The 26,546-nt window shown below is 71.7% G+C and carries 25 protein-coding genes; 23 read left to right on the top strand and 2 right to left on the bottom strand.

Going from position 1 to position 26,546, the window contains the following annotated elements:
• Positions 1-74 precede the first annotated feature (74 nt).
• From DOO78_RS05165 to DOO78_RS05150, 4 genes are all read left to right on the top strand, one after another.
• Positions 75-1,265, top strand: a complete 1,191-nt coding sequence (locus DOO78_RS05165) for an acetyl-CoA acetyltransferase (RefSeq protein ID WP_111468738.1) — start codon at positions 75-77, stop codon at positions 1,263-1,265.
• 5 nt (positions 1,266-1,270) lie between these two features.
• Entirely contained in the window at positions 1,271-1,624 is a 354-nt protein-coding gene (gene cutA / locus DOO78_RS05160; RefSeq protein WP_111468641.1) for a divalent-cation tolerance protein CutA, read from the top strand.
• 139 nt (positions 1,625-1,763) lie between these two features.
• Positions 1,764-2,705 (top strand): DnaJ C-terminal domain-containing protein, encoded by a 942-nt coding sequence (locus DOO78_RS05155; RefSeq protein WP_165838724.1) that lies wholly within the window; start codon positions 1,764-1,766, stop codon positions 2,703-2,705.
• Positions 2,702-3,034 carry a hypothetical protein gene (locus tag DOO78_RS05150; RefSeq protein WP_128080001.1) on the top strand — a complete coding sequence of 111 codons (333 nt, stop codon included), beginning with the start codon at positions 2,702-2,704 and terminating at the stop codon, positions 3,032-3,034. Before DOO78_RS05155 ends, DOO78_RS05150 begins: the two co-directional genes overlap by 4 nt.
• Before the next feature lie 44 nt (positions 3,035-3,078).
• On the opposite strand, the gene DOO78_RS05145 is transcribed toward DOO78_RS05150, so the two are convergent.
• A complete protein-coding gene (locus tag DOO78_RS05145; protein WP_111468638.1) occupies positions 3,079-4,230 on the bottom strand; it encodes a bifunctional 2-C-methyl-D-erythritol 4-phosphate cytidylyltransferase/2-C-methyl-D-erythritol 2,4-cyclodiphosphate synthase in 1,152 nt (383 codons plus the stop codon).
• A 238-nt stretch (positions 4,231-4,468) separates the two neighbouring features.
• On the opposite strand from DOO78_RS05145, the gene dusB reads away from it, so the two are divergent.
• From dusB to DOO78_RS05095, 10 genes are all read left to right on the top strand, one after another.
• Positions 4,469-5,572, top strand: a complete 1,104-nt coding sequence (gene dusB, locus DOO78_RS05140; RefSeq protein ID WP_111468637.1) for a tRNA dihydrouridine synthase DusB — start codon at positions 4,469-4,471, stop codon at positions 5,570-5,572.
• A 110-nt stretch (positions 5,573-5,682) separates the two neighbouring features.
• Positions 5,683-6,777 (top strand): ATP-binding protein, encoded by a 1,095-nt coding sequence (locus DOO78_RS05135; protein ID WP_243634393.1) that lies wholly within the window; start codon positions 5,683-5,685, stop codon positions 6,775-6,777.
• Positions 6,777-8,222, top strand: coding sequence for a nitrogen regulation protein NR(I) (gene ntrC / locus DOO78_RS05130; protein WP_111468635.1), 1,446 nt, complete (start codon positions 6,777-6,779; stop codon positions 8,220-8,222). The genes DOO78_RS05135 and ntrC overlap by 1 nt, the downstream gene beginning before the upstream one ends.
• Positions 8,222-10,609, top strand: a complete 2,388-nt coding sequence (locus DOO78_RS05125) for a sensor histidine kinase NtrY-like (protein WP_111468634.1) — start codon at positions 8,222-8,224, stop codon at positions 10,607-10,609. Before ntrC ends, DOO78_RS05125 begins: the two co-directional genes overlap by 1 nt.
• Complete coding sequence (ntrX, locus tag DOO78_RS05120; RefSeq protein WP_111468633.1) at positions 10,599-12,044, top strand: nitrogen assimilation response regulator NtrX; 1,446 nt, start codon at positions 10,599-10,601, stop codon at positions 12,042-12,044. Before DOO78_RS05125 ends, ntrX begins: the two co-directional genes overlap by 11 nt.
• Positions 12,045-12,129: 85 nt before the next feature.
• Entirely contained in the window at positions 12,130-13,002 is an 873-nt protein-coding gene (locus DOO78_RS05115; RefSeq protein ID WP_111468632.1) for a D-amino-acid transaminase, read from the top strand.
• On the top strand, positions 12,999-13,643 hold the full coding sequence (locus DOO78_RS05110; RefSeq protein ID WP_111468631.1) for an HAD family hydrolase: 645 nt from the start codon (positions 12,999-13,001) through the stop codon (positions 13,641-13,643). Before DOO78_RS05115 ends, DOO78_RS05110 begins: the two co-directional genes overlap by 4 nt.
• Before the next feature lie 183 nt (positions 13,644-13,826).
• Positions 13,827-14,141 (top strand): RNA chaperone Hfq, encoded by a 315-nt coding sequence (hfq, locus tag DOO78_RS05105; protein ID WP_111468737.1) that lies wholly within the window; start codon positions 13,827-13,829, stop codon positions 14,139-14,141.
• Between the two features lie 91 nt (positions 14,142-14,232).
• A complete protein-coding gene (hflX, locus tag DOO78_RS05100; protein WP_111468736.1) occupies positions 14,233-15,501 on the top strand; it encodes a GTPase HflX in 1,269 nt (422 codons plus the stop codon).
• Between the two features lie 11 nt (positions 15,502-15,512).
• Positions 15,513-16,346: an inositol monophosphatase family protein gene (locus DOO78_RS05095; RefSeq protein ID WP_165838723.1), complete on the top strand. Its 834-nt coding sequence runs from the start codon at positions 15,513-15,515 to the stop codon at positions 16,344-16,346.
• A gap of 91 nt (positions 16,347-16,437) precedes the next feature.
• Here the strand turns inward: DOO78_RS05095 and DOO78_RS05090 are convergent, their stop codons facing one another.
• Positions 16,438-17,052: an amidohydrolase family protein gene (locus DOO78_RS05090; protein ID WP_111468630.1), complete on the bottom strand. Its 615-nt coding sequence runs from the start codon at positions 17,050-17,052 to the stop codon at positions 16,438-16,440.
• 146 nt (positions 17,053-17,198) lie between these two features.
• Between DOO78_RS05090 and DOO78_RS05085 the strand changes: the two genes are divergently transcribed.
• The 9 genes from DOO78_RS05085 to DOO78_RS05045 all read left to right on the top strand — a co-directional run bounded on the left by DOO78_RS05085 (position 17,199) and on the right by DOO78_RS05045 (position 26,339).
• Positions 17,199-18,239 carry an acetamidase/formamidase family protein gene (locus DOO78_RS05085; protein WP_341538226.1) on the top strand — a complete coding sequence of 347 codons (1,041 nt, stop codon included), beginning with the start codon at positions 17,199-17,201 and terminating at the stop codon, positions 18,237-18,239.
• Between the two features lie 22 nt (positions 18,240-18,261).
• Positions 18,262-19,023, top strand: coding sequence for an SDR family NAD(P)-dependent oxidoreductase (locus DOO78_RS05080; protein ID WP_111468628.1), 762 nt, complete (start codon positions 18,262-18,264; stop codon positions 19,021-19,023).
• 17 nt (positions 19,024-19,040) lie between these two features.
• Positions 19,041-20,270: an urea ABC transporter substrate-binding protein gene (locus DOO78_RS05075; RefSeq protein ID WP_111468627.1), complete on the top strand. Its 1,230-nt coding sequence runs from the start codon at positions 19,041-19,043 to the stop codon at positions 20,268-20,270.
• A gap of 10 nt (positions 20,271-20,280) precedes the next feature.
• Positions 20,281-21,147 (top strand): ABC transporter permease subunit, encoded by an 867-nt coding sequence (locus tag DOO78_RS05070; RefSeq protein ID WP_111468626.1) that lies wholly within the window; start codon positions 20,281-20,283, stop codon positions 21,145-21,147.
• Positions 21,147-22,169 carry a branched-chain amino acid ABC transporter permease gene (locus tag DOO78_RS05065; RefSeq protein WP_111468625.1) on the top strand — a complete coding sequence of 341 codons (1,023 nt, stop codon included), beginning with the start codon at positions 21,147-21,149 and terminating at the stop codon, positions 22,167-22,169. The genes DOO78_RS05070 and DOO78_RS05065 overlap by 1 nt, the downstream gene beginning before the upstream one ends.
• Positions 22,166-22,903: an ABC transporter ATP-binding protein gene (locus DOO78_RS05060; RefSeq protein ID WP_243634374.1), complete on the top strand. Its 738-nt coding sequence runs from the start codon at positions 22,166-22,168 to the stop codon at positions 22,901-22,903. The genes DOO78_RS05065 and DOO78_RS05060 overlap by 4 nt, the downstream gene beginning before the upstream one ends.
• Entirely contained in the window at positions 22,900-23,646 is a 747-nt protein-coding gene (locus DOO78_RS27825; RefSeq protein ID WP_207802790.1) for an ABC transporter ATP-binding protein, read from the top strand. The genes DOO78_RS05060 and DOO78_RS27825 overlap by 4 nt, the downstream gene beginning before the upstream one ends.
• 54 nt (positions 23,647-23,700) lie before the next feature.
• Entirely contained in the window at positions 23,701-25,236 is a 1,536-nt protein-coding gene (locus DOO78_RS05050; protein WP_111468623.1) for an amidase, read from the top strand.
• Between the two features lie 131 nt (positions 25,237-25,367).
• The gene (locus DOO78_RS05045) at positions 25,368-26,339 is read left to right on the top strand and encodes a pirin family protein (RefSeq protein WP_111468622.1); all 972 of its coding nucleotides are present in this window, start codon (positions 25,368-25,370) and stop codon (positions 26,337-26,339) included.
• The last annotated feature ends 207 nt before the right edge of the window (positions 26,340-26,546 follow it).

The raw sequence follows: 26,546 nt of genomic DNA, 5'->3' as shown, positions 1-26,546 counted from the left end.
CATGCGGCGGGGCAGGGCGGTAGCGGGGGCGGCCCGGGATGCCTATCCTCATGCGCAACCGCACGGAGGAACCCATGCCTGCCCCCACCCTGGCTGCGCCCGAGGCCTGCATCGTCGGCTGGGCCCATACCCCCTTCGGCAAGGCGGAGGAGCCGGATCTGGAGAGCCTGCTCGCCCGGGTCGGCCGCGCCGCCATCGAGGATGCCGGGATCTCGCCCGCCGAGATCGATGCCGGCTTCGTCGGCGTCTTCGGCGAGGGCTTCACCAACCAGGGTTTTCCCAGCTCCCTGATCCTGCAATCGGTCCCGGAACTCCGGTTCAAGCCGATCACCCGCTATGAGAATGCCTGCGCGACGGGCACCGCCGCGATCCATGGCGCGCTCGACTTCCTGGCCGCCGGCCGCGGCCGCTTCGCCCTCGTGCTCGGCGCCGAGAAGATGACGGCGACGCCCGGGCCCCAGGTCGGCGAGATCCTGCTGAACGCCAGCTACCGCAAGACCGAGCAGGACATCAAAGGCGGCTTCGCCGGCGTCTTCGGCCGCATCGCCGAGGCCTATTTCCAGCGCCATGGCGACCAGTCCGACGCGCTCGCGGCGATCGCCGCCAAGAATCACAAGAACGGCGTCGACAATCCCTGGGCGCAGATGCGCAAGGATCTCGGCTTCGCCTTCTGCCGCGCCGAGAGCGAGAAGAACCCCTTCGTCGCCCCGCCGCTGAAGCGGACCGACTGTTCCCTGGTCTCGGACGGCGCCGCGGCGCTGGTCATCACCGATGCCGAGACCGCGAAGGCGATGCAGAAGGCGGTGCGCTTCCGCGCCGCGGTGCAGGTGAACGACTTCCTGCCCATCGCCGCCCGCGACATCACCCGCTTCGAAGGGCCGCGCGAGGCCTGGACCCGGGCGCTCGACCAGGCCGGGCTCGGGGCGGTCACCGACCTCTCCTTCGTCGAGACGCATGACTGCTTCACCATCGCCGAGCTGCTGGAATACGAGGCGATGGGCCTCACGCCCGAGGGGCAGGGCGCGCGGGCGGCGCTCGAGGGCTGGACGGCGGCCGATGGCCGGCTGCCGGTGAACCGCTCCGGCGGGCTCAAGTCGAAGGGCCACCCGATCGGCGCCACCGGCATCTCCATGCATGTGCTGACCGCCATGCAGCTCACCGACACGGCCGGGGCGATGCAGCTTCCGAAGGCGGAGATCGGCGGTATCTTCAACATGGGCGGCGCCGCGGTCGCCAATTACGTCTCCATCCTGGAGCGCGCCTGACGGCCATGGACGCGGCGGGGCACCAGGCGGCGGGCGAGGCGGTCTACTGGGTCTATGTGACCGCCGCCGACGAGGCCGAGGCGCGGCGGATCGGCCGCGCCCTGGTCGAGGAGCGGCTCGCCGCCTGCGTCAACCTGCTGCCCGGCCACCGGGCGATCTATCGCTGGGACGGGGAGATCCGGGAGGAGGCGGAGGCGGGCTTCGTCGCCAAGACCAGCGCCGGCCGCTTCCCGGCGCTCTGCGCCCGGATCCGCGCGTTGCACGGCTATGAGACGCCGGCGATCCTGGCGCTGCCGGCGGCGGCCGGGGATATGGCCTTCCTCGACTGGGTGCGGCAGGAGGTCCGGCCGCTCGCCTGAGCCGGCCGAAACCGCGCACCCGGCCACCGGTTGAAGGGGCCGGCGCGGCGCGCCCGGACGCCGGGCCGGGGCAGGGATGCGGCCGCCTGAGGCCGGCAGGCCGCCGGACGAGACGAGTTGGGCAGGAGTGACTGGCGGCGTGGATGACCCCTATCAGATCCTCGGCGTGCCGAAGACCGCCTCGGCGGAGGAGATCCGCAAGGCCTATCGACGCCTGGCCAAGCAGTGGCACCCGGACACCAACCCGGACAAGCCGGAGGCCGAGGCGCGCTTCAAGGCGATCAGCGCCGCCAACGCCCTGCTCTCCGATCCGGAGCAGCGCGGCCGCTTCGACCGCGGCGAGATCGACGCCTCCGGCGCCGAGCGGGCGCCGCCGGGCGGCGGCTGGCGGGAATGGGCGGAGGCGCCGCAGGGCGCCCGCTACCAGTCGCGCAGCCATGGCTTCGGCGGCGAGGCGCCGGGCGGCAGCTACGAGGCCGAGGATTTCGAGGATCTCCTGTCCCGCGCCTTCGGGGCCGGCGCCCGCGCCCAGGCGGGCGGCCGCCGGCGCGGCGCCGATATCCAGGTCGCGCTGCACGTGCCCTTCCTCGATGCGGTGCGCGGCGCCACCCGCCAGGTGACGCTGCCGGATGGCCGCCGGGTCAACCTGACCATTCCGAAGGGGGCGGAGGACGGGACGGTGCTGCGCCTCGCCGGCCAGGGCATGCCGGGCCGCGGCGAGGGGGCGCCCGCCGGCGACATCCTCGCGGTGGTGGAGATCGAGCCGCACCCGCTCTTCCGGCGCGAGGGCAAGGACATCCTGCTCGACCTGCCGGTGACGCTGCAGGAGGCGCTGCTCGGCGCCAGGGTCGAGGTGCCGACCATCGAGGGGCCGGTGACCATGACCATCCCGCCCTATTCCGGCGAGGGCACGCGGCTGCGGCTGCGCGGCCGCGGCGTCGATGGCGGGCACCAGATCGCGGTGCTGCACGTGGTGATGCCGAAGGGGCCGGATCCGGCGCTGGAGGCGTTCCTGCGCGACTGGAAGCCGCAGGATGGCAGCAACCCGCGGGCGGGCCCATGGGCGGGAATGCGGGCATGATCCGGATCGAGGAATTGCTCGGGCTGGTCCCCGAGGCGCCGCAGGCCGAGATCACGCTCTGGATCGAGCGGTGCTGGCTGCGGGCGGAACGGGCGCCGGATGGCGCCTGGATCTTCACCGAGGTGGATGTGGCCCGGGTGCGGCTGCTGACCGAGCTCCGCATCACCCTCGAGGTTGCCGAGGAGACCATGCCGGTCGTGCTCTCGCTGATCGACCAGCTCTACGACGCCCGCCGGACGGTCAAAGCCCTACTCGGCGCGCTGGAGACGCAGCCCGCGCCGGTGCGCCAGGCGGTGCTGGCGCGGGCGCGGTCCCAGGGCAGCGAGTAGAGAGCCTCGAGCAGGGCGGCGCGCCGGGCCGGCGGCGCCTCGGCTCAACCAGGCAGCAACAGCATCGCCGCCGCCTGGGCGGCGATGCCCTCGCCGCGGCCGGTGAAGCCGAGCCGCTCGGTCGTCGTCGCCTTCACCCCGATCCGCTCCGGCTCGACGCCGAGCAGTCCGGCGAGCCGGGCCTGCATCGCCTCGCGGTGCGGCCCGATCTTCGGCCGCTCGCAGAGCAGGGTGACGTCGGCATTGGCCAGGACGCCGCCGCGGGCGGCGATGCGCTCGGCCGCATGGCGGAGGAATTGCGCGCTGTCGGCCCCCTTCCAGCGCATCTCCGAGGGGGGGAACCAGCGGCCGATATCGCCCTCGGCAAGGGCGCCGTAGATGGCGTCGCAGAGCGCATGGATGCCAACATCGGCGTCCGAATGCCCCTCCAGCCCGAACTCGCAGGGGATGGTGACGCCGCAGAGCACCATGGGACGGCCAGGCTCGGTCCGGTGGACATCGAAGCCGGTGCCGATGCGCGGCAGCATGCGGGTCATCAGATGCGCCTCCACGCGCGCCAGGTCCTCGGGGAAGGTGATCTTCACATTGGTCTCGGCGCCGGGGACCAGGGCGACGCCGGCCCCCATGCCCTCGAGGAGCTGGGCATCGTCGGTCGCCTCCTCCGCCGTGGCGCGGTGCGCGGCGAGCAGCGTCTCGAAGCGGAAGGCCTGCGGGGTCTGGGCGCGGTAGAGGCCGGCGCGGGGCAGGGTCGCCAGGACGATGCCCTCGGCGCCGCGCTTGATGGTGTCGGCGACCGGCTGCGCCGGGATGGCGCCGGGCGCACGGGCGAGCGCCGCCAGCAGGGCCGGGATGGTCCCGGGCGGGATCACCGGCCGCGCCGCGTCATGCACCAGCACGATCGCGGGCGGCGACTCGCGCCGCGCCAGGGCCTCGAGCCCGGCGCGGACGCTCTCCTGCCGCGTGGCGCCGCCGGGCACCGGGGGCAGGGCCGGCAGGCCTTGCAGCAGCCCCGCGACCCGCGCCTCCTCGCCGGCGGCGCAGACCGGCTGCAGCAGCGTGACCGTGGCCTCGGCCAGGAGCGCCTCGGCGGCGTGCCGCAGCACCGGCCGGCCCAGCAGGGGCAGGTACTGCTTCGGCTGGTCGGCCCCGAAGCGGGTGCCCCGGCCGGCGGTCATCAGAAGGGCGGCAATCGTCATCGGCGGCACCCTAGAGCCGATCGCCGCAGGGCGGTATCGCCCGGAGGCGTGAATCGGCTCGCCACCCGCCCCAGGCGCCGATCGCCGCAGGGCGGTATCGCCCGGAGGCGTGAATTGGCCCGGCCTGCCACTTTCGCCCGGCCGCGTCCCAGCCGTCGGGTCGAGATGATGAAAACTGTCACTTTGCGTCCAGGGACGCGTTGCCGAATGCCCGGTCTTGGCCTAGCTTGCCCAAATCATGAGCATCGAAACGCCCCTCGGCGACGGCCGGCCGTCTCCCGTGCCCGGATTGCGGTCGCTCGCGGTCGGTCCCGTGCAGATCGAGACGCCGGTCTATCTGGCGCCCATGTCCGGCGTCACCGACCTGCCCTTCCGCCGCCTCGCCCGGGCCCAGGGCACCGGCATGGTGGTGAGCGAGATGATCGCCTCCCAGGCCATGGTCCGGGAGAATCGCCAGACCCTGAAGATGGCCGAGGTGGATGGCTTCGGCGCCCCCTCGGCCGTGCAGCTCGCCGGCTGCGAGCCCGCCGTGATGGCGGAGGCGGCGCGGCTCGCCGCCGATCGCGGCGCGGCCATCATCGACATCAATTTCGGCTGCCCGGTGAAGAAGGTGGCGGTTGGGCAGCAGGCCGGCAGCGCCCTGATGCGCGACGAGACGCGGGCCGCCGCCATCCTCGAGGCGACGGCGCGGGCCGTCTCCGTGCCCGTCACCCTGAAGATGCGCATGGGCTGGGACCATGCCTCGCTCAATGCGCCGCGCCTGGCCCACATCGCCGAGTCCTGCGGCATCCGGCTCGTCACCATCCATGGCCGCACCCGGCAGCAGCTCTACACCGGCACCGCCGACTGGGCCTTCGTGCGGCAGGTGAAGGAGGCGGTGCGGATCCCCGTCCTGGTGAATGGCGACATCCTGACCGTGGAGCAGGCCGCCGAGGCGCTGCGGCAATCCGGCGCCGACGGGGTGATGATCGGCCGCGGCTGCTATGGCCGCCCCTGGTTCCCCCGGCAGGTCGCCGCCTATCTCGCCACCGGCCTGCCGCCGGCCGAGCCGAGCCTCGGCGAGCAATTGGATGTCCTGCTCGGGCATTACCGCGACATGCTCGAGCACCATGGGAACCAGACCGGGGTGCGCCTGGCCCGCAAGCACATCGCCTGGTACTCCAAGGGCCTGCCCGGCTCGGCGGAGTTCCGCGCCCGGATCAACCAGGTCGACACGCCGGCGGCAGTGGAGTCCCTGATCCAGGCCTTCTACCAGCCATTGCTCGATCAGGGGCTGGAGGCGGCGCGAGCGGCCTTCCACGCCCGCGGCCTGTCGCTGGACGGCGAGCGCCTCGCGGCATGAGCGGCGCCCTCGCGGCCCGGCCCCGGGCCACCTTGCCGGCCAAGCCCGCCCCCAAGCCGGCGCATGTCACGCCGCTGCCCGAGGCCGCGGCGATCCTCTCCGCCCTGCCCATGCCGGCGGTGGTCCTCGATGGCGAGGACCGCTTCCGCTACGCCAACCCGGCGGCGGAGCTGTTCTTCCAGCTCTCCTTCCCGACCCTCGCCACCATCCGGCTCGCCGACCTGCTGCCCGAGGACAGCCGGCTCCTGGCGCTGCTTCGCCAGGTGCGGCAGCACGAGGCGCCGGTCTCCGACCACGACCTGGCGCTCGAGAGCCCGCGGCTGCACCGGCGCGGGGTGACGGCGCATGGGGCGCCGCTGCCCGAGATGCCGGGCGGGGTGGTGCTCACCCTGCAGGACGGCTCGACGGCGCAGATGATGAACCGCCAGCTCAACTTCCTCGGCGCGGCGCGCGGCGCCTCGGCCATGGCCGAGATGCTCGCGCATGAGGTGAAGAACCCGCTCTCCGGCATCCGCGGCGCGGCGCAATTGCTCGAGCAATCCAGCCTCGATGAGGGCGACCGGGAGCTCTGCCAACTCATCCAGGACGAGGCCGACCGCATCCGCGGCCTGGTCGACCGGATGGACATGTTCTCGGACCGGCCGGTCGAGCTCGGGCCGGTGAACATCCATCAGGTGCTGGACCATGTCCGGCGCGTCGCCCAGACCGGCTTCGCGGCGCATCTGCGGATCCTGGTGGATTACGATCCCTCCCTGCCGCAGGTCTGGGGCAACCGCGACCAGCTCGTGCAGATCCTGCTGAACCTGGTGAAGAATGCCGCGGAAGCCGTTGATCCTGTGGCAGGCGAGATCGTCCTTTCCACCGCCTACCATCATGGCGTGCGGATCGCCGTGCCGGGCAGCCGGGACCGCGTGCACCTGCCCCTGCAGGTCAGCGTGCGGGACAACGGGCCCGGCATCCCCGAGCCGGTCCGCGCCACGCTGTTCGAGCCCTTCGTGACCACCAAACGGGGCGGGCAGGGGCTGGGCCTGGCGCTGGTCGCCAAGCTCGTCGCCGATCAGGGCGGCCTGATCGAATGCGACAGCCGCCCCGGCCGCACCGCCTTCCGCCTTTCCCTTGCCATGCCGCCCGCTGCCGTTCGCCGGCCGGAGGCGGCCCCCCGGGCCGCCGAGCGCGGCACCGGCCCCCGCGCCAAGAGCCGATGATGAACGACAGCCGTACCATCCTGGTCGCCGATGACGACCGGGCGATCCGCACCGTGCTCAGCCAGGCGCTGGGGCGCTCGGGCTACCAGGTGCGTGCCACCTCCTCCGCCTCGACGCTCTGGCGCTGGGTCGAGGATGGCGAGGGCGACCTCGTCATCACCGATGTGGTCATGCCGGACGAGAACGGCCTCGACCTGGTCCCCCGCATCAAGCGGATCCGGCCCGAGCTCCGCGTCGTGGTGATGAGCGCGCAGAGCACCTTCATGACGGCGCTGAAGGCCGCCCAGCGCGGCGCCTTCGAATACCTGCCCAAGCCCTTCGACCTGAAGGAGCTGATGGCGGTGGTGGAGCGGGCGCTGGCGGCGCCGCAGCCGCCGGTGGCCGGGGAGAGCGAGGACGAGGCCGGCGAGCGCCTGCCCCTGGTCGGCCGCAGCCCGGCGATGCAGGAGATCTACCGCACCGTCGCGCGCCTCACGACCACCGACCTGACGGTGATGATCACCGGCGAGTCGGGCACCGGCAAGGAGCTGGTGGCGCGCGCCCTGCACGATTACGGGCGCCGCCGCGGCGGGCCCTTCGTCGCCATCAACATGGCGGCGATCCCGCGCGAGCTGATCGAAAGCGAGTTGTTCGGCCATGAGCGGGGCGCCTTCACCGGGGCGCTGAACCGCGGCATCGGCCGCTTCGAGCAGGCGGCCGGCGGCACCCTCTTCCTCGACGAGATCGGCGACATGCCGCCCGAGGCGCAGACCCGGCTGCTGCGGGTGCTGCAGGAGGGCGAGTTCACCACCGTCGGCGGCCGCAACCCGATCAAGGCCAATGTGCGGATCGTGGCGGCGACCCATCGCGACCTGCGGCAATCCATCCGCCAGGGCGTGTTCCGCGAGGACCTGTTCTACCGCCTGAACGTGGTGCCGATCCGCCTGCCGCCGCTGCGCGAGCGGCTGGAGGACATCCCCCTGCTGGCGCGCCACTTCCTCGACCGTGCCCGCGCCGCCGGCCTGCCGCAGAAGCAGCTCAGCGCCGAGGCGGTGGAGCGGCTGAAGCAGCATTCCTGGCCCGGCAATGCCCGCGAGCTGGAGAACCTGATGCGACGGTTGGCCGCCCTCTACCCGCAGGAGACGATCGATGCCGAGGCGGTCGGCACCGAGCTCTCCGAGGCCGAGCCGCCCGCCGAGCCGGGCGGGGCGCGCGGGCCGGAGACGCTGGAGCAGGCGGTCGAGCGGCATCTCAAGGGCTTCGTCGCCGCGCATAAGGATGGCATGCCGGTGCGGGACCTCTATGATCGGGTGCTCGCCGAGGTCGAGCGGCCGTTGCTCCGCCTGGTGCTCGGCGCGACCCGGGGCAACCAGATCAAGGCCGCTGCCATGCTCGGGCTGAACCGCAACACGCTGCGCAAGAAGATCCGCGAGCTCGACCTGCCCGTGGTGCGCGGGCTCGGCTGATGCGTGTCCCGCGCCCCGCGGGGCGGCGGCTGGGGGAGGGGGAGGCACCGGCCGGACGCCGCGGCGTGCTGCGGCGGGTCGCCGACCTGCTGCTCGGCCGCGGCATGACGCTCGGCCTCGCGGTCGGGGCGCTGCTGCTCGGCATCGCCACCTTCACCGTGCTCTCCAACGGCAGCCCCTTCGGCCCGACCCGGCCGGGGGTCGAGATGGGGCTGATGCTGGTCAGCCTGCTCGTGCTCTGCCTGCTCGGCGCCTCCTTGGCCGGGCGGCTGGTACGGGTCTGGGCGGAGCGGCGGCGCGGCTCGGCCGGGGCACGGCTGCATGTGCGGCTGGTGCTGCTCTTCGGCGTGGTGGCGGTGGTGCCCTCCATCCTGGTCGCCGGGTTCGCCGCCGCCTTCTTCAACCTCGGCATCCAGGCCTGGTTCAGCGACCGCGTCCGCACGGCGCTGGAGGCCAGCCGGCAGGTGGCGCAGGCCTATCTGGAGGAGCACCGCAACAATATCCGTGGCGATGCGCTGGCCATGGCCAACGACCTCAACCGCGCCGGCGGCCAGCTTCTCGCCGATCAGGGGCGCAGCTTCGCCCAGGTGCTCGCCACCCACACGCTGCTGCGCGGCCTCACCGAGTCGGTGGTCTTCGACCCGACCCTGCGGCGGCCCATGGCGCAATACGGCCCGACCGCCAATTTCGCCCTCGACCCGCCGCCCGACTGGGCGATCGACATGGCCAAGCAGGGCGATGTCGCGGTGCTGCCGGATGAGCAGGCGGGCCGGGTGCGGGCCGTGGTCGCCCTCGACAGCCGGCCGATGCTGATGCTGCTGATCGGCCGGCCGGTCGACCCCGAGGTGGTGAACAACCAGCAGCGGGCCGAGCGCGAGGTGGCCCAATACGAGCAGCTCGACCGCAACCGCTACGGCTTGCAGCTCACCTTCATCATGATCTTCGCCGTCGCCGCGCTGCTGGTGCTGCTGGCGGCGGTGTTGATCGGCCTGGTGCTGGCCAACCAGCTCGCCCGGCCGATCGGGCGGCTGATCGTGGCGGCCGAGCGGGTCCGGGCCGGCGACCTCACCACGCGCGTCGAGGAGGCGGCGACGGATGAGGAACTCTCCAGCCTGACGCGCGCCTTCAATCGGATGACCAACCAGCTCGCGGCGCAGCGGGCCGAGCTGATGCAGGCCTATCGGCAGATCGATGACCGCCGGCGCTTCACCGAGGCGGTGCTGGCCGGCGTCTCGGCCGGCGTTCTCGGCCTGGAGGCGGATGGCCGGATCAACCTGCCGAACCGCCGGGCGAGCGAGCTGCTCGGGCTCGACCTCGACGCCGCGATCGGCTTGCCGCTCGGCGCGGTGGTGCCGGAATTCGCGCCGCTGCTCGCCCGCGTGGTCGAGGAGACGGCCGGGGCGCCGGAGCGGGCCATCACCGCCGAGATCCGCATCGGTCCGCCCTCGAACCGGCGGACCTTGCTGGCACAGATCGGTGCGGAGCTGCAGGCGCCGCCCGAGACCGGCGCGGCGCCGCGCATCGCCGGCTACGTGCTGACCTTCGACGACATCACCGAGCTGCTCTCGGCGCAGCGGAAGGCGGCCTGGGCGGATGTGGCGCGGCGGATCGCGCATGAGATCAAGAACCCGCTGACGCCGATCCAGCTCTCCGCCGAACGGCTGAAGCGGCGCTACCTAAAGGAGATCCAGTCGGATCCCGACACCTTCCGCGCCTGCACCGACACCATCGTCCGGCAGGTCGGCGATATCGGCCGCATGGTCGATGAGTTCAGCGCCTTCGCCCGGATGCCGCAGCCGGTGATTAAGCCGGAGGATCTCGGCCAGGTGCTGCGCGAGGCCTTGGTGCTGCAGCGGGACGCGCATCCCGAGATCGAGTATCGGGTCGTGCTGCCGGAGGCGGCCCCGGTCGTGCCCTGTGACCGCCGCCTTCTCGGCCAGGCCCTGACCAACCTGCTGCAGAATGCCGCCGACGGCATCGCCATGCGGCAGCAGGCCGAGGGCGAGTCGGCGCCCGCCCGGGCGCCGGGGGAGGCCGCCGGACACATCACCGTGCGCGTCGAGCCGGGCGAGGATATGGTGGCGATCGCCGTGGAGGATGACGGGATCGGCCTTCCCCAGGGCGAGGAGCGGGAAAGGCTGGCCGAACCCTATGTCACGCACAAGGCGAAAGGAACCGGCCTCGGCCTTGCCATCGTGAAGAAGATCATGGAGGACCATGGCGGTAGGCTGGGGCTCGAGGACAGGCCCCCCGACCCGGGCCAGGGCACAGCGCCCGGTGGCGCCCGGGCCGTGCTGACCCTGCCCTGGCGGCCGGCGCAGGATCGGTCCCTGGCAGCGGAGAGTGACCGTCCGGATGGGAGCATGAGGCGCGCGCATGGCGCATGAGATCCTGATCGTCGACGACGAGCCGGACATCCGTGCCCTCATCGAGGGCATCCTGACGGATGAGGGCTACGAGACGCGACAGGCCCACAACAGCGACACCGCGCTGGCGGCTTTCAAGCAGCGGCGCCCGTCCCTGGTGGTCCTGGATATCTGGCTGCAGAACTCGAAGCTCGACGGCCTCGGCATCCTGGGCGCCCTGCACCGCGAGGAACCGCAGATCCCGGTGGTGATGATCTCCGGCCACGGCACGATCGAGACCGCGGTGCGGGCCATCCAGCAGGGGGCCTACGACTTCATCGAGAAGCCCTTCAACTCGGACCGGTTGCTCCTCGTCGTCGCGCGCGCGCTGGAGGCGGCGCGGCTGCGGCGGGAGAATTCCGAGTTGCGGCTGCGGGCCGGGCCGGAGACCGAGCTGGTCGGGGTCTCCCAGGCCATCAACCAGCTCCGCACCGCCATCGAGCGGGTGGCGCCGACCGGCTCCCGCGTGCTGATCACCGGCCCGGCCGGCTCGGGCAAGGAGGTCGCGGCGCGGATGATCCATGCCCGCTCGCGCCGCGCGGACGGGCCCTTCGTCGCGCTCAACTGCGCCACCCTCAATCCCGGCCGTTTCGAGGAGGAGCTGTTCGGCCTCGAGGCGGGGACCGACCCGCAGGCGGCGCCGCGCCGCGCCGGCGTGCTGGAGCGCGCCCATGGCGGCACCCTGCTGCTCGACGAGGTGGCGGACATGCCCCTCGAGACCCAGGGCAAGATCGTCCGCGCCTTGCAGGAGCAGGGCTTCGAGCGGGTGGGCGGGGCGACGCGGGTGAAGGTGGATGTGCGGGTGCTCGCCACCACCAACCGCGACCTGCAGGCCGAGATCGGCGCCGGCCGCTTCCGCGAGGATCTCTATTACCGCCTGGCGGTGGTGCCGCTGAAGATCGCCTCCCTGCGCGAGCGGCGCGAGGATGTGCCGGCCTTGGCGCGGCATTTCATGATCCGCTCGGCCGAGCTCTCCGGCATCCCGGCGCGCGAGCTGGCCGAGGACACGCTGGCGGCGCTGCAGGCCTATGACTGGCCGGGCAATGTCCGCCAGCTCCGCAACCTCATCGACTGGCTGCTGATCATGGCGCCAGGCGAGGCGCGCGACCCGATCCGGGCCGAGATGCTGCCGCCTGAGGTAGGCTCGGCGGCGCCGGCCATGCTGAAACTCGATCGGTCCTCGGAGATCATGACGCTGCCGTTGCGCGAGGCGCGGGAGCTGTTCGAGAAGCAGTATCTCGAGGCGCAGCTCCTGCGCTTCGGCGGCAATATCAGCCGGACCGCGAATTTCGTCGGCATGGAGCGGAGCGCGCTGCATCGGAAGCTGAAATTCCTGGGCGTTCAGGCCGAGGACCGGGCGCCGGCGCAGCAGGCGGCCACGACGGCGGCCCCGGCGGCCGCCGGGCCAACGATCTAGAGCGTGGGAGCGGAGTGGGCGGCGGCGCTTCCTTCGGCGGTGCCGCGGGCCTAAACCGGGGGCGTCGACGCCAGCCGGGGATTCCATGTCGCGCATCGCCTATGTGAATGGCCGCTATCTCGACCAGCGCCGGGCCGAGGTGAACATCGAGGATCGCGGCTACCAGTTCGGCGACGGCATCTACGAGGTCGTCCATCTCCATGGCGGCCGCTTCATCGACGAGGACCGCCATCTCGATCGGCTGGAGCGCTCGCTCCGCGAGATCCGGCTGCCGATGCCGATGACCCGCGCCGCCCTACGCCATGTGCTGACCGAGGTGGCGCGGCGCAACCGGGTGGGCGAGGGGCTGCTCTACATGCAGGTCACGCGCGGCGTGGCGCGGCGCGACCATGCCTTCCCCCGCACGCCGGTGCCGCCGGCCCTGGTAGTGACGGTCAAGCGCATCGCGCCCTTCCCGCAGGATGTCGAGCGCTGGGCCGCCGCCTGCATCACGCTGCCGGATCTCCGCTGGGCACGGCGCGACATCAAGAGCATCAACCTGCTGCCCAACTGCCTGGCCCGGCAGGCGGCGCGCGAGCAGGGGGCGCTGGAGGCCATCCTCTACGACGCGGCGGACGGGATGATCACCGAGGGCGCGGCGACGACCTTCTGGATCGTCGACGAGGCCGGCGCCATCCGCACCCGGCATCTGGACCAGGTGATCCTGCCCGGCTGCACCCGGGCCGCGCTGCTGGACGAGCTGCGCCAGGCCGGCATCCCCTGCGAGGAGCGGGCCTTCTCGCTCGACGAGATGCGCCGGGCGCGCGAGGCCTTCCTCACCTCCGCGACCTCCTTCGTGAAGCCGATCACCCGCATCGATGGCGAGCCGGTCGGCGATGGCGAGGTCGGGCCGGTGGTGCGGCGGCTCTTCGAGATCTTCGCCCGGCATGTGCAGGGCGACCGCAGGAACGCCGCATGACCGCGCCGCGCGCCATCCTGTGGGACTGGGACAACACCCTGGTCGATGGCTGGGCGGCGATCGCCGCCGGGCTGAACGCCGCCTTCGCCGCCCATGGGCTGCCGCTCTGGACCCTGGACGAGGTCCGGGCCCGGGTCCGCCGCTCCCTCCGGGAATCCTTTCCCGAGATCTTCGGCGAGGCGTGGGAGGGGGCGCGGGACATCTTCTATCGGGAGGTCCGGGCGCGGCACCTCGCCGTGCTCACCGCCATGCCGGGCGCTGCCGCCGCGATCGAGGCGGCGGGCCAAGCCGGCCTGCCGCAGGGCGTGATCAGCAACAAGCAGGGGCCCCTGCTGCGCGCCGAGGCGGCGCATCTCGGCTGGGAGCGGCATTTCCGCAGCCTGCTCGGGGCGGGCGATGCCGAGGCGGACAAGCCTGATCCGGCGCCGTTCCGGCTGGCGCTGCAGGCGATCGGACTGCCGGCCGGTCCGGCGATCTGGTATGTCGGCGATACCGGGCTCGACATGCAGGCGGCCCGGCGGGCGGGCTGCACCGCCGTGCTGCTCGGTGACGCCGCGCATGATGGCGGGGTGGCGCAGGTCAACCCGGATCGTGTCTTTCCGGATGGCGAGGCGCTGGCGGCCTTCTTCCGCAGGCTGTAGGACGCGCCCTTCGGCCGCCTGCAGGGAATTTGCTGCAATGCAGCAAATTTCTGCGTGGTGGCCATAACCATCCCTTGCAACTGCGGCGCCGGTGGCTGATGTTCTGCTCACCTGTTGTGGAAAGGCGAAACTCGCCAAGGCACGCTGCATTGAGTGGCTGCCAAGAACAAGAAGGACCGCGCCGTGGCCGCCGAGAAGTCCCAGAACGTTCAGGATGTATTCCTGAACCACGTTCGCAAGAGCAAGACGCCCGTGACAATCTTCCTCGTCAACGGGGTCAAGCTGCAAGGCATCATCACCTGGTTTGACAACTTCTCCGTTCTGCTCCGCCGGGATGGGCACACGCAGCTTGTGTACAAGCATGCGATCAGCACTGTCATGCCGGGCGCCCCGATCCAACTCTTCGACGCCTCCGCGGCCCGCGAGGGAGCCACGGTGCAGCGCGAGGGCACAACCTTGACCATGAGCCGCGAGGTCCACCCTGCCGGCAGTGACTGAGTCCGACTGGCCGTCGCCGGCGAACGACCGCGGCGATGGCTCCGATACGGGACCGATCCGGGCAGCCGTGATCCTGCCCTTCGAGCGGGGCATGCGGCCGGTGGGTCCGGGCGGCATGCCGGCCATCGATGGCGGGCAGCGCGCGGCCGAGGCGCGGCTCGCCGAGGCGGTCGGGCTCGCCGCCAGCATCGGCGTGACCATCGTGCACCAGGCGATCTTCCCGCTGCGCGAGCGGCGGCCGAGCACGCTGCTGGGCGATGGCCAGGTGCAGGCGGCCGGCCAGGCGATCGCCGACCAGCGCGTCGGCCTCGCCGTGGTCGATGCCGCCCTGACGCCGGTGCAGCAGCGCAACCTCGAGCGCGAATGGCGCTGCAAGGTCATCGACCGCACCGGTCTCATCCTCGAGATCTTCGGCGAGCGCGCCCGTACGCGCGAGGGCGCGCTGCAGGTCGAGCTGGCGCATCTCGACTACCAGCGGACGCGGCTGGTGCGGTCCTGGACCCATCTCGAGCGGCAGCGGGGCGGCTTCGGCTTCCTCGGCGGCCCGGGCGAGAGCCAGATCGAGATCGACCGCCGGCTGATCGGCGAGCGCATGGTCAAGCTGAAGAAGGAGCTGGAGCAGGTGCGCCGCACCCGCGGCCTGCACCGCCGGGCGCGCGAGCGCGTGCCCTATCCGGTGATCGCCCTGGTCGGCTACACCAATGCCGGCAAGAGCACCTTGTTCAACGCCCTGACCGGCGCTGGCGTCTATGCGCAGGACCAGCTCTTCGCCACGCTCGACCCGACCATGCGTGGCATCCGCCTGCCCTCCGGGCGGCGGGCGATCCTCTCCGACACGGTCGGCTTCATCTCCGACCTGCCGACCCAGCTCGTCGAGGCCTTCCGCGCGACGCTCGAGGAGGTCGCGGCCGCCGACATCATCCTGCACGTCCGCGACGCCGCGCATCCCGACACCGCGGCACAGCGGGCCGATGTGCTCGGCGTGCTGCACGAGATGGCCGGCGGCCCGCATGCCACGCTCGACGAGGGCTGGGAGGAGCGGGTGGTCGAGGTGCTGAACAAGGCCGACCTGCTGGGCGGCGTCGGCGCGGTGCCGGACCTCGCGGGGGATGCCGGCGTCATCGCCGTCTCGGCCCTCACCGGCGAGGGGCTGGACGCCTTGCGGGACGCGCTCGATGCCCGCCTCTCGGCCGGCATGGAGACGGTCGACTACGCCATCCCGGCCAGCGACGGCGCGCGTCTGGCCTGGCTGTACCGGCATGGCGAGGTGCTGGAGCGCAACGACGGCGATGTCGATGTGCGGGTGACCGTGCGGCTCAGCCCGGCCGACCGCGCCCGCTTCGAGCAGACCTCCGCCTGAGGAGCGCCCCGGTGACGCGATCGATCGGTGCCGCCGCGGCCGCCTCCATCGCCGGGCTGCTGCGCGCGGCGGCGCGGGCCGAGATCCTGCCGCGCTTCCGCCGCCTGGGCGTCGGGGCGGTGCGGGTGAAGTCGGGGCCGCTTGATCTGGTGACCGATGCCGACGAGGCGGCGGAGCGCGTCATCGCCGCCGGTCTCGCGGCGCGCTTCCCGGGCTGCGTGGTGGTGGGCGAGGAGGCCTGTGCGGCCGATCCGGCCCTGCTCGGCCGGCTCGCCGGCGCCGATCTCGCCTTCCTCGTCGATCCGGTGGACGGCACGGCGAATTTCGCCGCCGGCCTGCCGCTCTTCGGCTGCATGGCGGCGGCCGTCATCCGTGGCGAGATCGTCGCGGCCTGGGTGCATGACCCGCTCGGCGACGACACCGCCATTGCGTTGCGCGGGGAGGGGGCCTGGATCGAATCCCCTGATGGCAACCGGCTGGACCTGCGCGTCGCCGCGCCGGCGCCGGTCGACGAGATGGTGGCCAGCGTGAGCTGGACCTATCTGGCCGAGCCGCTGCGCAGCCGCGTCGCCGCGCGCCTGCCGCGGCTGCGCGCGGTGCTCGGCCTGCGCTGCGCGGCGCATGAGTACCGGATGGCCGCCGGCGGCCACGCCCATGCGCTGCTCTACAACCGCCTGATGCCCTGGGACCATGCGCCGGGCTGGCTGCTGCACCGCGAGGCCGGTGGCTATGCGGCGCGCTTCGACGGCAGCGCCTATGGCCCGCTGGTCACCGGCGGCGGCCTGATCGCGGCGCCCGACCGGGCGAGCTGGGACGCGCTGCACGCCGCCCTGCTGGCGCCCTGACGGGGCGCCCGACCGAGGCGGGGCTCATACCAAGGGCCGTTGCTGGTGACCCATCGACGGCCCCATGAATGGAATATTCATGCCGTCGGTATCAGCCGCGGCCGGCGCGGACCAGCCGGCCCGGTAGCGCCCCGGTATGCTCGCCGCCCTCGAAGACCGGCACGCCGGAGACCAGGGTGGCCTTGTAGCCCTCGACCCGCTGCATCAGGCGGCGGCCACCGGCCGGCAGGTCGTACCACACCTCCGGCCGATGCAGCCGCAGCGCCTCGTAGTCGATCAGGTTGACATCCGCCTTCTTCCCCGGCGCCAGCACGCCGCGGTCGTCGAAGCCGAAGAAGGCGGCCGTCTCGCTGGTCTGGCGCTTCACCACGAATTCCAGCGGCAGGCGCGGGCCGCGGTGCCGGTCGCGCGCCCAGTGCGTCAGCATCCAGGTCGGCACCCCGGCATCGAGGATGGAGGAGCAATGCGCCCCGCCATCGCCGAGGCCGAGCACCGTGGCCTCATCCGTCAGCATGCTGTGGATGACGTCGTGATTGTCGATGTTGTAGCCGGTGACGGGGAAGAAGATCAGGTTCGCCGGATCGGCCACCATGTAGTCATAGGCGACCTCGTCCGGCGTGCGGCTCTCGCGCTCGGCGCGCGCCCGATCCTTCTTCTTGTCGGTCGGAATGGCCTTGGCGGCAGCCCCGGCTGGACGATCCCGCATCGATTGAAGGACCCGCCCGGGCCGCCGGTCAAGCGGCCCGGGCGCCCTTGCGTCGCTCAGGCACCCGAACCATCATCGCCGCGGGAGAGACCCGGTACCGGCAGGCCCAGCCCGAGAGGAGGCGCGCTTGCGACAGGACCATGCCGATGCGGCCTGCCGCACGCACCGCGCCATCCGGTCCCGGCTGGGACGAGGCGGCCGGCACCGTGCCGGCTGAGCGCCGCCAAGCAGCGACCGGGAACCGCAGCATGCCGAACCACCACGAGATCGCCGCCACGCCCGAGATGCTGGTCTGGGGCACGCTCTCGGCCGCGACGCCACCGGCCCTGACGGTCGACTCCGGCGATACCGTCACCATCCATGCGGTGCCGGCCGGCGGCCTGCCCGCCTTCCCGCCCGAGGCTGGGCTGGTGCCGCCGGACTACCGGCGCGCCGTCGAGACCGTGCCGCAGGGCCCGGGCGCGCATTTCGTCAACCGCCCGGTCTTCGTCCGCGGCGCGGTGCCGGGCGATGTGCTGCAGGTGGAGATCCTCTCGGCCGAGCCCTGGATGGATTGGGGCTTCGTCTCGATCATGCCGCTGCTCGGCACGCTGCCCGAGGAGTTCACCGAGTACGAGACCATCCATCCGCGCATCGACCGCGCCCGCCGGGTCTGCGTGCTGCCCTGGGGGACGGAGTTGCCGCTCGATCCCTTCTTCGGCGTCATCGGCACCGCGCCGCCTGCCGCCTGGGGCGCCTGCACCACCAACGTGCCGCGGGCCTTCGGCGGCAACATGGACAACAAGGAGCTGAAGCCGGGCACCACGCTCTACCTGCCGGTCTTCAACGACGGCGCGCTGTTCTATGCCGGCGACGGGCATGGCGTGCAGGGCGATGGCGAGGTCTGCATCACGGCGCTGGAGACCGGGCTGACGGGCCGCTTCCGCCTGACGGTGCGCAAGGACCTGCAGCTGGCGATGCCCTTCGCCGAGAACGCGACGCATCTGATCTCGATCGGGATCGACGAGGATCTGGACGACGCGGCGAAGCAGGCGGTGCGGGAGATGGTGCGCGAGGTCTGCCGGCGCACCAACCTCTCCCGCAATCAGGCCTACATGCTCTGCTCGTTGATCGGCGATCTGCGGGTGACGCAGACGGTGGACGGCAACAAGGGCGTGCACATGATGCTCGCCAAGTCCCACCTCTGACGGGACGGACGGGGGAAGGACGATGGATCTCGGCTTGAAGGGAAGGAAAGCCCTGGTCACAGGCGGGACCAAGGGCATCGGACGGGCCGTCGTGGAGTTGCTGGCGGCCGAGGGGTGCGCGGTCGGGCTTTGCGCCCGCAACGCCGCCGAGGTCGAGGCCACCGTCGCGGCGATGCGCGCCGCCGGTGCCATTGCGACCGGCGCGCCGCTCGACGTCGCCGACGGGCCGGCGCTCCGGCGATGGGTGGCCGACTCGGCCGCCGCGCTCGGTGGGCTCGACATCGTCGTCGGCAATGTCAGCGCGCTCGCCGTGGGCGGCGACGAGGCGGCCTGGCGCGCCGGCTTCGCCACCGACCTCATGGGCAGCGTCGTGCTGGTGGAGGCGGCGATGCCCTGGCTCGAAGCCTCCGATGCCGGGGCGATCGTGCTGATCTCCTCGGTCTCCGGTCGCGAGATCGACTTCGCCGCCGGCCCCTACGGCGCCTTCAAGGCGGCGCTGGTGCATTACGCCCAGGGGCTGGCCCATCGCCTGGCGCCGAAGGGCATCCGCGCCAACACCGTCTCGCCGGGCAACACCTATTTCGAGGGCGGGGTCTGGCCGCGCATCGAGCGCGAGATGCCCGAGCTCTTCGCCGAGGCGCTGAAGCTCAACCCGACCGGCCGCATGGGCCGGCCCGAGGAGGTGGCGCGCGCCGTCGCCTTCCTCGCCAGCCCGGCGGCGAGCTTCATCAGCGGCACCAACCTCGTCGTCGACGGCGCGCTGACCCGCGGCGTCCAGCTCTGACACACGGAGACGAAGCCATGCATCGCAGGACAGTGCTGACCGCCGCAGCCGGTGGCCTCGCCGCCCCGCTCGTCTTCCGCCATGCCGCGCTCGGCGCCGACCCGATCAAGGTGGTCGGCATCCATGATGCCTCGGGCGGGCTCGACATCTATGGCAAGCCCATGGTGGCGACGCTCGAATTCGCCATGGACGAGATCAATGCCGGCGGCGGGCTGCTCGGCCGCCCGGTGCAGCTCATCAACTACGACCCGCAATCCAACATCCAGCTCTACACGCAATTCGCCACCCAGGCGGCGACGCGCGACAAGGCGGCGGTGGTGCATGGTGGCATCACCTCGGCCTCGCGCGAGGCGATCCGGCCGCTGCTGAAGCGCTACAACACGCTCTACTTCTACAACACGCAGTACGAAGGCGGGGTCTGCGACCGGAACTGCTTCTGCACCGGCTCCACCCCGGCGCAGAATGTCAATCGGCTGGTGCCCTACATCATGCAGAAATGGGGCAAGAAGGTCTACATCCTCGCCGCCGACTACAATTACGGCCAGATCACCAGCAAATGGGTGGTGAAGTATTTCCGCGAGGGGGGCGGCGACGCCGTGGCGGTGGATTTCTTCCCGCTCGACGTCACCAATTTCGGCCCGGCCATCCAGAAGATCCAGGCGGCGAAGCCGGATATCGTGCTCTCGGCGCTGGTCGGCGGCGCGCATGTCTCCTTCTACCGGCAATGGGCCGCGGCGGGGATGAAGCAACGCATCCCGATGGCCTCGACCACCTTCGGCGGCGGCAATGAGAGCCTGCTGCTCTCGCCCGAGGAGGGCGACGGCATCACCTGCGCCTTCAGCTACTTCCAGGAGGTCGACAACCCCGCGAATGCCGCCTTCCTGCAGAAATTCAAGGCGAAGTTCGGCGCCGGCACGCCCTATCTCGGCGGCGAGCTGGCGATGCGCACCTATGTCGGCGCGCAGCTCTGGGCCGAGGGCGTGCGCAAGGCGAAGTCGATCGACCGGATGAAGGTGATCGAGGCGCTCGAGTCGGGCATCGGCGTCGACGGCCCGCCCGGCCGGACGGTGCTCGACCCGAAGACCAACCACGTCACCCTCGATGTCTATGTCGCCGAGGTGCAGAACAAGGGCTTCAAGGTGCTGCAGCATTTCCCCGGCTCGCCGCCCTCCGACACGCAATCGGTCTGCGACCTGCAGAAGGAGCCGAACGCCAACAAGCAGGTGGTGGTGGACGTGCGGATCTAGGCGGCGGGCCATGGACCTCGCCATCGCCACCGGCATCCAGGCGCTGACCGGCATCGCCACGCTGCTGCTGATCAGCCTCGGGCTGGCCATCGTCTTCGGCATGATGCGGGTGATCAACCTCGCGCATGGCGAGTTCCTGATGCTCGGTGCCTACAGCGCCATCCTGGCGGTGCAGGCCGGGGTCAATCTCTGGATCGCCATGCTGGTGGTGGCGCCGCTTTGCGTCGGGCTGCTCGGCGTGGTGGTGGAGAGGCTGGTGATCCGCCGCCTCTATGGCCGGATGGTCGACACCATGCTGGCCACCTGGGGCCTGTCCCTGGCGCTGATCGGGGCGGTCACCATGATCTTCGGCAACACCGTCAGCGGCTTCTCGGCCCCGCTCGGCAGCGTGCGGATCGGCGCCTACAGCACCTCGGGCTACGGGCTGTTCCTGATCGGCGCGACCGTGCTGCTGCTGCTCGCCGTCTGGGCGGTGCTGCGCTTCACCCCGGCCGGGCTGATCGCCCGCGGAACGATGCAGAATGCCGGCATGGCGGCGGCGCTCGGCGTGCCGACCGAGCGGGTCTACGCGCTCTCCTTCGCCGCCGGCGCCGCCGTCTCGGGCCTTGCCGGGGCGCTGATGGCGCCCTTCTCCGGCGTCCTGCCGACCATGGGCACCGCCTATATCGCCAAGAGCTTCATCACCGTCATCACCGGCGGCGCGGCGATGCTGGCCGGCACCGCCTCGGCCTCGGTGCTGCTCGGCGGCGTCAACACCCTCGGCACCTTCGCCACCACGCCGGTGCTGGGCGAGGTGCTGATGCTGGCCGTCGCCATCCTGCTGCTGCGGCTGCTGCCGCAGGGCATCACCGGCCGCTTCTTCCGGCGGGCCCTGTGATGCCGGGGGAGGGCCCAGGGAGGGCATCGGCGAATGGCCGGGCCGCCTTCGAGGCGGCGCTCGGCCTGCTCGCCGCCGGCATCGCCGCCTGGTGGCTGCCGCAGATGCTGGAGCTGTTCTCGATCATCAACGCCACCGTCTACACCGCCATGGCGGTGCTGGCGTTGAGCCTCGCCCTGGTCTGGGGCTTCGGCGGCATCCTCTGCTTCGGCCAGGCCGCCTTCTTCGGGCTTGGCGGCTATGCCTATGCGGTGGCGGCCCTGAACCTGCCGGACACCACCTATGCGGTGCCGATCGCCATCCTGGTGCCGAGCCTGGCCGCCGCGGCGCTCGGCTATGTCATGTTCTTCGGCCGGATCAGCGATGTCTATATGGGCGTCATCACCCTGACGGTGACGCTGATCCTGTTCAACTTCGTCAACTCGACGGCCGGCGAGGAATGGCGCATCGGCGCCGCGCCGCTCGGGGGCTTCAACGGCATCCCGACGACGCCGCCGCTGAACCTGCCGGGCGATCCCGGCACGCCGCTGGCGCCGGAGCAGATCTTCGTCCTCGCCGTGCTCTGCCTCGGCCTCTGCTACGCGCTCTGCAAGCTCGTCCTGCGCAGCCGCTTCGGCCGGGTGGTGGTGGCGATCCGCGAGAACGAGCTGCGGGCGGCGCTGCTCGGCTACGACGTTCGGCTCTACAAGCTGGGCATCTTCACCATCGGCGGCGCCATGGCCGGGTTGGCCGGCCTGCTCTTCGCCAATTGCGTCTTCGTCAGCCCGACCATGTTCTCGCTCGCCTATTCCGGGCAGATCATCATCTGGGTGATGGTGGGCGGCATCGGCACGCTGCTCGGGCCGGTGATCGGCGCCATGCTGCTGCAGGCGCTCACCGCCTGGGTCGGCACCCTGCCGGAGATCAACCCCAACCTGATCCTCGGTCTGGTCCTCCTCGTCGCCGTACTGGCGATCCCGCGCGGGTTGCAGCCGACCGTCGCCGGATGGCTCCGCCGGCGGCTGCCGGAGGATGCGGCGTGAGCGTGCTGCTGGCGACCGAGCACCTCACCATGCGCTTCGGCGGCGTCGTCGCGGTGGACGACGTCTCCCTCTCGATCGAGGAGCGGGAACTGCGCTGCCTGATCGGCCCGAACGGCGCCGGCAAGAGCACCTTCTTCCGCTGCCTGACCGGCCAGTACCGGCCGAGCGCCGGGCGCATCCTCTGGCGCGGCGAGGACATCACCGGGCTCGAGCCGCACCAGATCGCCCGCCGCGGCATCGGCATCAAGACCCAGGTGCCCTCGCTCTTCGACGGGCTGACGGCGCTCGAGGGCGTGGTCCTGGCGCTCCGCCGGCAGCACCGCGAGCGGGAGGCGCGGCGGCGGGCGCTGGCGGTGCTGGAGCGGCTCGGCATCGCTGAGCTGGCGCATCGCCCGGTCGGGCTGCTGGCGCATGGCCAGCGCCAGCTCGTCGAGCTGGCGACCGTGGTGGCGCCCGCGCCCGACCTCATCATCCTGGACGAACCGACCGCCGGCATGAGCGCCGAGGAGACCGCCGGCACCGCCGCCCTGATCCGCGACATGAACCGGGACCACGCCATCGTGGTGGTGGAGCACGACATGCAGTTCATCCGCGCCATCGCCCGCAAGGTGACGGTCTTCCACCAGGGGCGGGTGCTGGTCGAGGACAGCGCCGAGGCGGTGCTGGCCGATCCGCGGGTGCATGACGTCTATCTCGGCCGGCCGCCCGAGGCCCGGCAGGCGGTGCCGGCATGATCGCCATCGGCGCTGCCGGCGCCTGCACCGCCGGGGGCTTGCTGCTGGAGGTCGAGGGGCTGGTCGCCGGCTATGGCCGCATCGGCGTGCTGCATGGCGCGAGCCTCGGCGTGGGGCAGGGGAGCTGCGTCGGCATCCTCGGCCACAACGGCATGGGCAAGACCACGCTGCTGCGGGCCCTCATGGGGCTGCTGCCGGCGCGGCAGGGGCGCATCCGGTTCCAGGGGGCGGAGATCCAGCGCCTGCCGCCGCATCTGCGGGCCCGCAGCGGCCTCGGCTACGTGCCGCAGGGGCGGCTGATCTTCCCCGGCCTCTCGGTCGCCGACAACCTCCGCTTCGCCGTGCTCGCCAAGGGCGAGACGCCGGGGCGGGTGGTGGAGGAGGTGCTGGAGGAATTCCCCGAATTGCGCCGGCTGCTGGAACGGCCGGGCGGCGCCCTGTCCGGCGGCGAGCAGCAACTCCTGGCCCTGGCCCGGGCGCTTTGCGGCCGGCCGCGCCTGCTGCTGCTCGACGAGCCGACCGAGGGCATCCAGCCCTCCATCGTCGAGGCCATGGTCGAGCGCATCCACGCGCTCCGCCGCCGCGGCCTGGCGGTGCTGCTGGTCGAGCAGAACCTCGATTTCATCCAGGCCCTCGCGGACCGCATCCTGATGATCCATCGCGGCCGCATCACGCGGGAGATCCCGCCCACCGCGCTCGGCGATCCTGCCCTGGTGCAGGAATTCGTGGGCACGAGCGCCTGACCGCCGGGGCGGCCATCCGGCGCGCCCCGTGGAGGAGCAAGGAGGAGCACCACCATGCCGCTGGGTACATTGAGGCTGCCGAGCATCGACGAGTTGCGCAAGGTGGCGGGCGAGCTCGGCCTGTCCATGGCGGATGACGAGCTGGCGCAGCACCGCGCCTGCCTGGAGGGCGGCATCGCCGCCTACAACCTGGTCGACCAGATGCCGGACGAGGTGCCCGCCGTCACCTGGCCGCGCAGGCCGGGCTACCGCCCGGTCGGCCAGGAGAACCCCTACAACGCCTGGTACGTGAAGACCGACATCCCCGGCGCCGCCTCGGGCAAGCTCAAGGGCAAGACGGTCGCGATCAAGGACAATATCTGCGTCGCCGGGGTGCCGATGATGAACGGCGCCTCGACCCTCGAAGGCTATGTGCCGGATGTGGATGCGACGGTGATCACCCGCATCCTGGAGGCCGGCGGCAGCATCGCCGGCAAGACGGTCTGCGAGTATTTCTGCTTCTCCGGCGGCAGCCATACCAGCGCGCCGCTGCCGGTGCACAACCCGCACCGGCACGGCTACTCCGCCGGCGGCTCCTCCTCGGGCAGCGGCGCGGTGGTGGCGGCGGGCGAGGTGCCGATGGCGCTCGGCGGCGACCAGGGCGGCTCGATCCGTATGCCGGCCGCCTTCTGCGGCGTCTACGGCATGAAGCCGACGCATGGGCTGGTGCCCTATACCGGCATCATGCCGATCGAGCTGACCCTCGACCATACCGGTCCGATGACGGCGACGGTCGAGGACAACGCCTTGCTGCTCGAGGTGCTGGCCGGGCCGGACGGGCTCGATCCGCGGCAATACAGCACGGCGCCGGTGCCGGCCTATCGCGACCTGATGCGCGGCGGCATCGCCGGCATGAAGATCGCGCTGATCGAGGAAGGCTTCGGCCACCCCCAGTCGCAGGAGGCGAACGACGCCCTGGTGCGGGAGGCGGCCGAGCGGCTGAAGGGGCTCGGCGCCACGGTCGAGACGGTCTCGCTTCCGATGCACCGGCTCGGCGCTGCGATCTGGCTGCCGGTCGCGGCCGAGGGCGCGACGGTGCAGATGATGCATGGCAACGGTTTCGGCTTCAACTGGCAGGGGCTCTACGTCAACTCCCTGCTCGACTTCCACAGCAATTGGCGCGACCGGGCGGACGAGCTGTCCGAATCCCTGAAGAACACCATGCTGCTCGGCCACTACATGGTGACCCGGCATCGTGGCCATTACTACGCCAAGGCGCAGAATCTCGTCCGCCGTCTGCGGCGTGCCTATGACGAGGTGCTGGCGCGCTACGACCTGCTGGCCATGCCGACCCTGCCCATGGCGGCGACGCCGCTGCCCAGCCCCGATGCCTCGACCACCGAGATCATCCAGCGGGCCTTCGAGGTGCTGCCGAACACCGCGCCCTTCGACTGCACCCATCATCCGGCGATGAGCCTGCCCTGCGGTCTGGCGGGTGGGCTGCCGGTCGGGCTCATGCTGGTCGGCAAGATGTATGACGAGGCGACGATCTACCGCGCCGCCGCCGCCTTCGAGAGCGGCGTGGACTGGAAAAGCCTGACGGCAGGCTGAGCGGGCGGGGCAGGGCGGCCTGCTGCCCTGCCCCAGGCAGGCAGGCACGCTCTCGCGAGCCGGCCCGGCCCCGGCGGCCGGGCCCTGGTGCGCGCCCAATATGGCGGTTCGGGCCATACGGGAGAGAGAGCATGAGCTGGCAACCGGCCGAGGATCCGGCCCAGACGGACGGGCCGCCCGGGATCGGGCCCGAGGTCAGCCTCGTCATCATCCCGCGCGCGCATGACGTCGGCGGCTTCGCGGTCCGGCGGGCCCTGCCGGCCCGCCAACGGATGCTGGTCGGGCCCTTCATCTTTTTCGACCAGATGGGGCCGGGCGAGTTCCTGGCAGGCACCGGGCTCGATGTCCGGCCGCACCCGCATATCGGCTTGGCGACCGTGACCTATCTGTTCGAGGGGGCCATCCAGCACCGCGACAGCCTGGGCTCCGACCTGTCGATCCGGCCGGGCGACGTGAACTGGATGACGGCCGGGCAGGGGATCACCCATTCCGAGCGGAGCAGCGCGGCCGAGCGCGACCATGTCCGCACCCTCTCCGGCATCCAGTCCTGGGTGGCCCTGCCCCGGGAGGCGGAGGAGCGAGCGCCCGGTTTCGCGCATCACCCGGCGGAGACGCTGCCGCTCGTCGAGGAGGCCGGGCTGCGGCTGCGGCTCATCGCCGGGGAGGGCTGGGGGCTGCGCGCGCCAGTTGCAACCGCCTCGCCGCTCTTCTATGCCGATGCGGTGCTCGAGCCGGGGGCGCGGGTGCCGCTGCCGGATGGGCATGAGGAGCGCGCCGCCTATGTGGTGTCGGGCGAGGTCAGCCTGGCCGGCGATCGCTTCGAGGCGGGGCGGATGCTGGTCTTCCGGGCGGGCGACGGGCTGGCCCTGACGGCGGGCCCGGCGGGGGCGCGGCTGTTGCTGCTGGGCGGCGCCACGATGGACGGGCCGCGCTTCCTCTACTGGAACTTCGTCAGCTCCTCGCGGGAGCGGATCGAGCAGGCGAAGGCCGACTGGCGGGCGCGGCGCTTTCCACCGATCCCGACCGATAGCCAGGAGTTCATCCCACTGCCGGAGACGCTGCGGGTGAGGGCAGGCGGTCGGCCGGCAGGCGCGTCGGCCTGATCGGATCGGCGCCCTGGAGGAGGGCCAGTTCAGGCGTCAAAATCTTCTCGGTAGTTTTTCCTAGGAAGAATTACCGAAAAATCGGCGCGCAGGAGCGAGACTATTCGCGTTTTAGCCCCTATTTGTTCCAATCCGACACGCCGCCCCGTGATGGTCCGCCTCAGTCTGTCAAAGAGCCACAAAGAGCGTGAATTGCTGACAAGGGGT

The organism is Roseicella frigidaeris (assembly GCF_003258945.1).
GTDB lineage: Bacteria > Pseudomonadota > Alphaproteobacteria > Acetobacterales > Acetobacteraceae > Paracraurococcus > Paracraurococcus frigidaeris.
This window is presented reverse-complemented; position numbering and strand designations above follow the sequence as displayed.

What these genes read in the sequence shown, in the direction of transcription:
- hflX (WP_111468736.1), top strand. Translation starts at nt 14,233, where the DNA reads ATGCGGCCGGTGGGTCCGGGCGGCATGCCGGCCATCGATGGCGGGCAG.
- dusB (WP_111468637.1), top strand. Translation starts at nt 4,469, where the DNA reads ATGAGCATCGAAACGCCCCTCGGCGACGGCCGGCCGTCTCCCGTGCCC.
- DOO78_RS05135 (WP_243634393.1), top strand. Translation starts at nt 5,683, where the DNA reads ATGCCGGCGGTGGTCCTCGATGGCGAGGACCGCTTCCGCTACGCCAAC.
- DOO78_RS05045 (WP_111468622.1), top strand. Translation starts at nt 25,368, where the DNA reads ATGAGCTGGCAACCGGCCGAGGATCCGGCCCAGACGGACGGGCCGCCC.
- DOO78_RS05125 (WP_111468634.1), top strand. Translation starts at nt 8,222, where the DNA reads ATGCGTGTCCCGCGCCCCGCGGGGCGGCGGCTGGGGGAGGGGGAGGCA.
- DOO78_RS05150 (WP_128080001.1), top strand. Translation starts at nt 2,702, where the DNA reads ATGATCCGGATCGAGGAATTGCTCGGGCTGGTCCCCGAGGCGCCGCAG.
- DOO78_RS05165 (WP_111468738.1), top strand. Translation starts at nt 75, where the DNA reads ATGCCTGCCCCCACCCTGGCTGCGCCCGAGGCCTGCATCGTCGGCTGG.
- DOO78_RS05090 (WP_111468630.1), bottom strand. Translation starts at nt 17,052, where the DNA reads ATGCGGGATCGTCCAGCCGGGGCTGCCGCCAAGGCCATTCCGACCGAC.
- DOO78_RS05065 (WP_111468625.1), top strand. Translation starts at nt 21,147, where the DNA reads ATGCCGGGGGAGGGCCCAGGGAGGGCATCGGCGAATGGCCGGGCCGCC.
- cutA (WP_111468641.1), top strand. Translation starts at nt 1,271, where the DNA reads ATGGACGCGGCGGGGCACCAGGCGGCGGGCGAGGCGGTCTACTGGGTC.
- DOO78_RS05070 (WP_111468626.1), top strand. Translation starts at nt 20,281, where the DNA reads ATGGACCTCGCCATCGCCACCGGCATCCAGGCGCTGACCGGCATCGCC.
- DOO78_RS05145 (WP_111468638.1), bottom strand. Translation starts at nt 4,230, where the DNA reads ATGACGATTGCCGCCCTTCTGATGACCGCCGGCCGGGGCACCCGCTTC.
- DOO78_RS05110 (WP_111468631.1), top strand. Translation starts at nt 12,999, where the DNA reads ATGACCGCGCCGCGCGCCATCCTGTGGGACTGGGACAACACCCTGGTC.
- DOO78_RS05075 (WP_111468627.1), top strand. Translation starts at nt 19,041, where the DNA reads ATGCATCGCAGGACAGTGCTGACCGCCGCAGCCGGTGGCCTCGCCGCC.
- DOO78_RS27825 (WP_207802790.1), top strand. Translation starts at nt 22,900, where the DNA reads ATGATCGCCATCGGCGCTGCCGGCGCCTGCACCGCCGGGGGCTTGCTG.
- DOO78_RS05080 (WP_111468628.1), top strand. Translation starts at nt 18,262, where the DNA reads ATGGATCTCGGCTTGAAGGGAAGGAAAGCCCTGGTCACAGGCGGGACC.
- ntrC (WP_111468635.1), top strand. Translation starts at nt 6,777, where the DNA reads ATGAACGACAGCCGTACCATCCTGGTCGCCGATGACGACCGGGCGATC.
- ntrX (WP_111468633.1), top strand. Translation starts at nt 10,599, where the DNA reads ATGGCGCATGAGATCCTGATCGTCGACGACGAGCCGGACATCCGTGCC.
- DOO78_RS05115 (WP_111468632.1), top strand. Translation starts at nt 12,130, where the DNA reads ATGTCGCGCATCGCCTATGTGAATGGCCGCTATCTCGACCAGCGCCGG.
- DOO78_RS05050 (WP_111468623.1), top strand. Translation starts at nt 23,701, where the DNA reads ATGCCGCTGGGTACATTGAGGCTGCCGAGCATCGACGAGTTGCGCAAG.
- DOO78_RS05085 (WP_341538226.1), top strand. Translation starts at nt 17,199, where the DNA reads ATGCGGCCTGCCGCACGCACCGCGCCATCCGGTCCCGGCTGGGACGAG.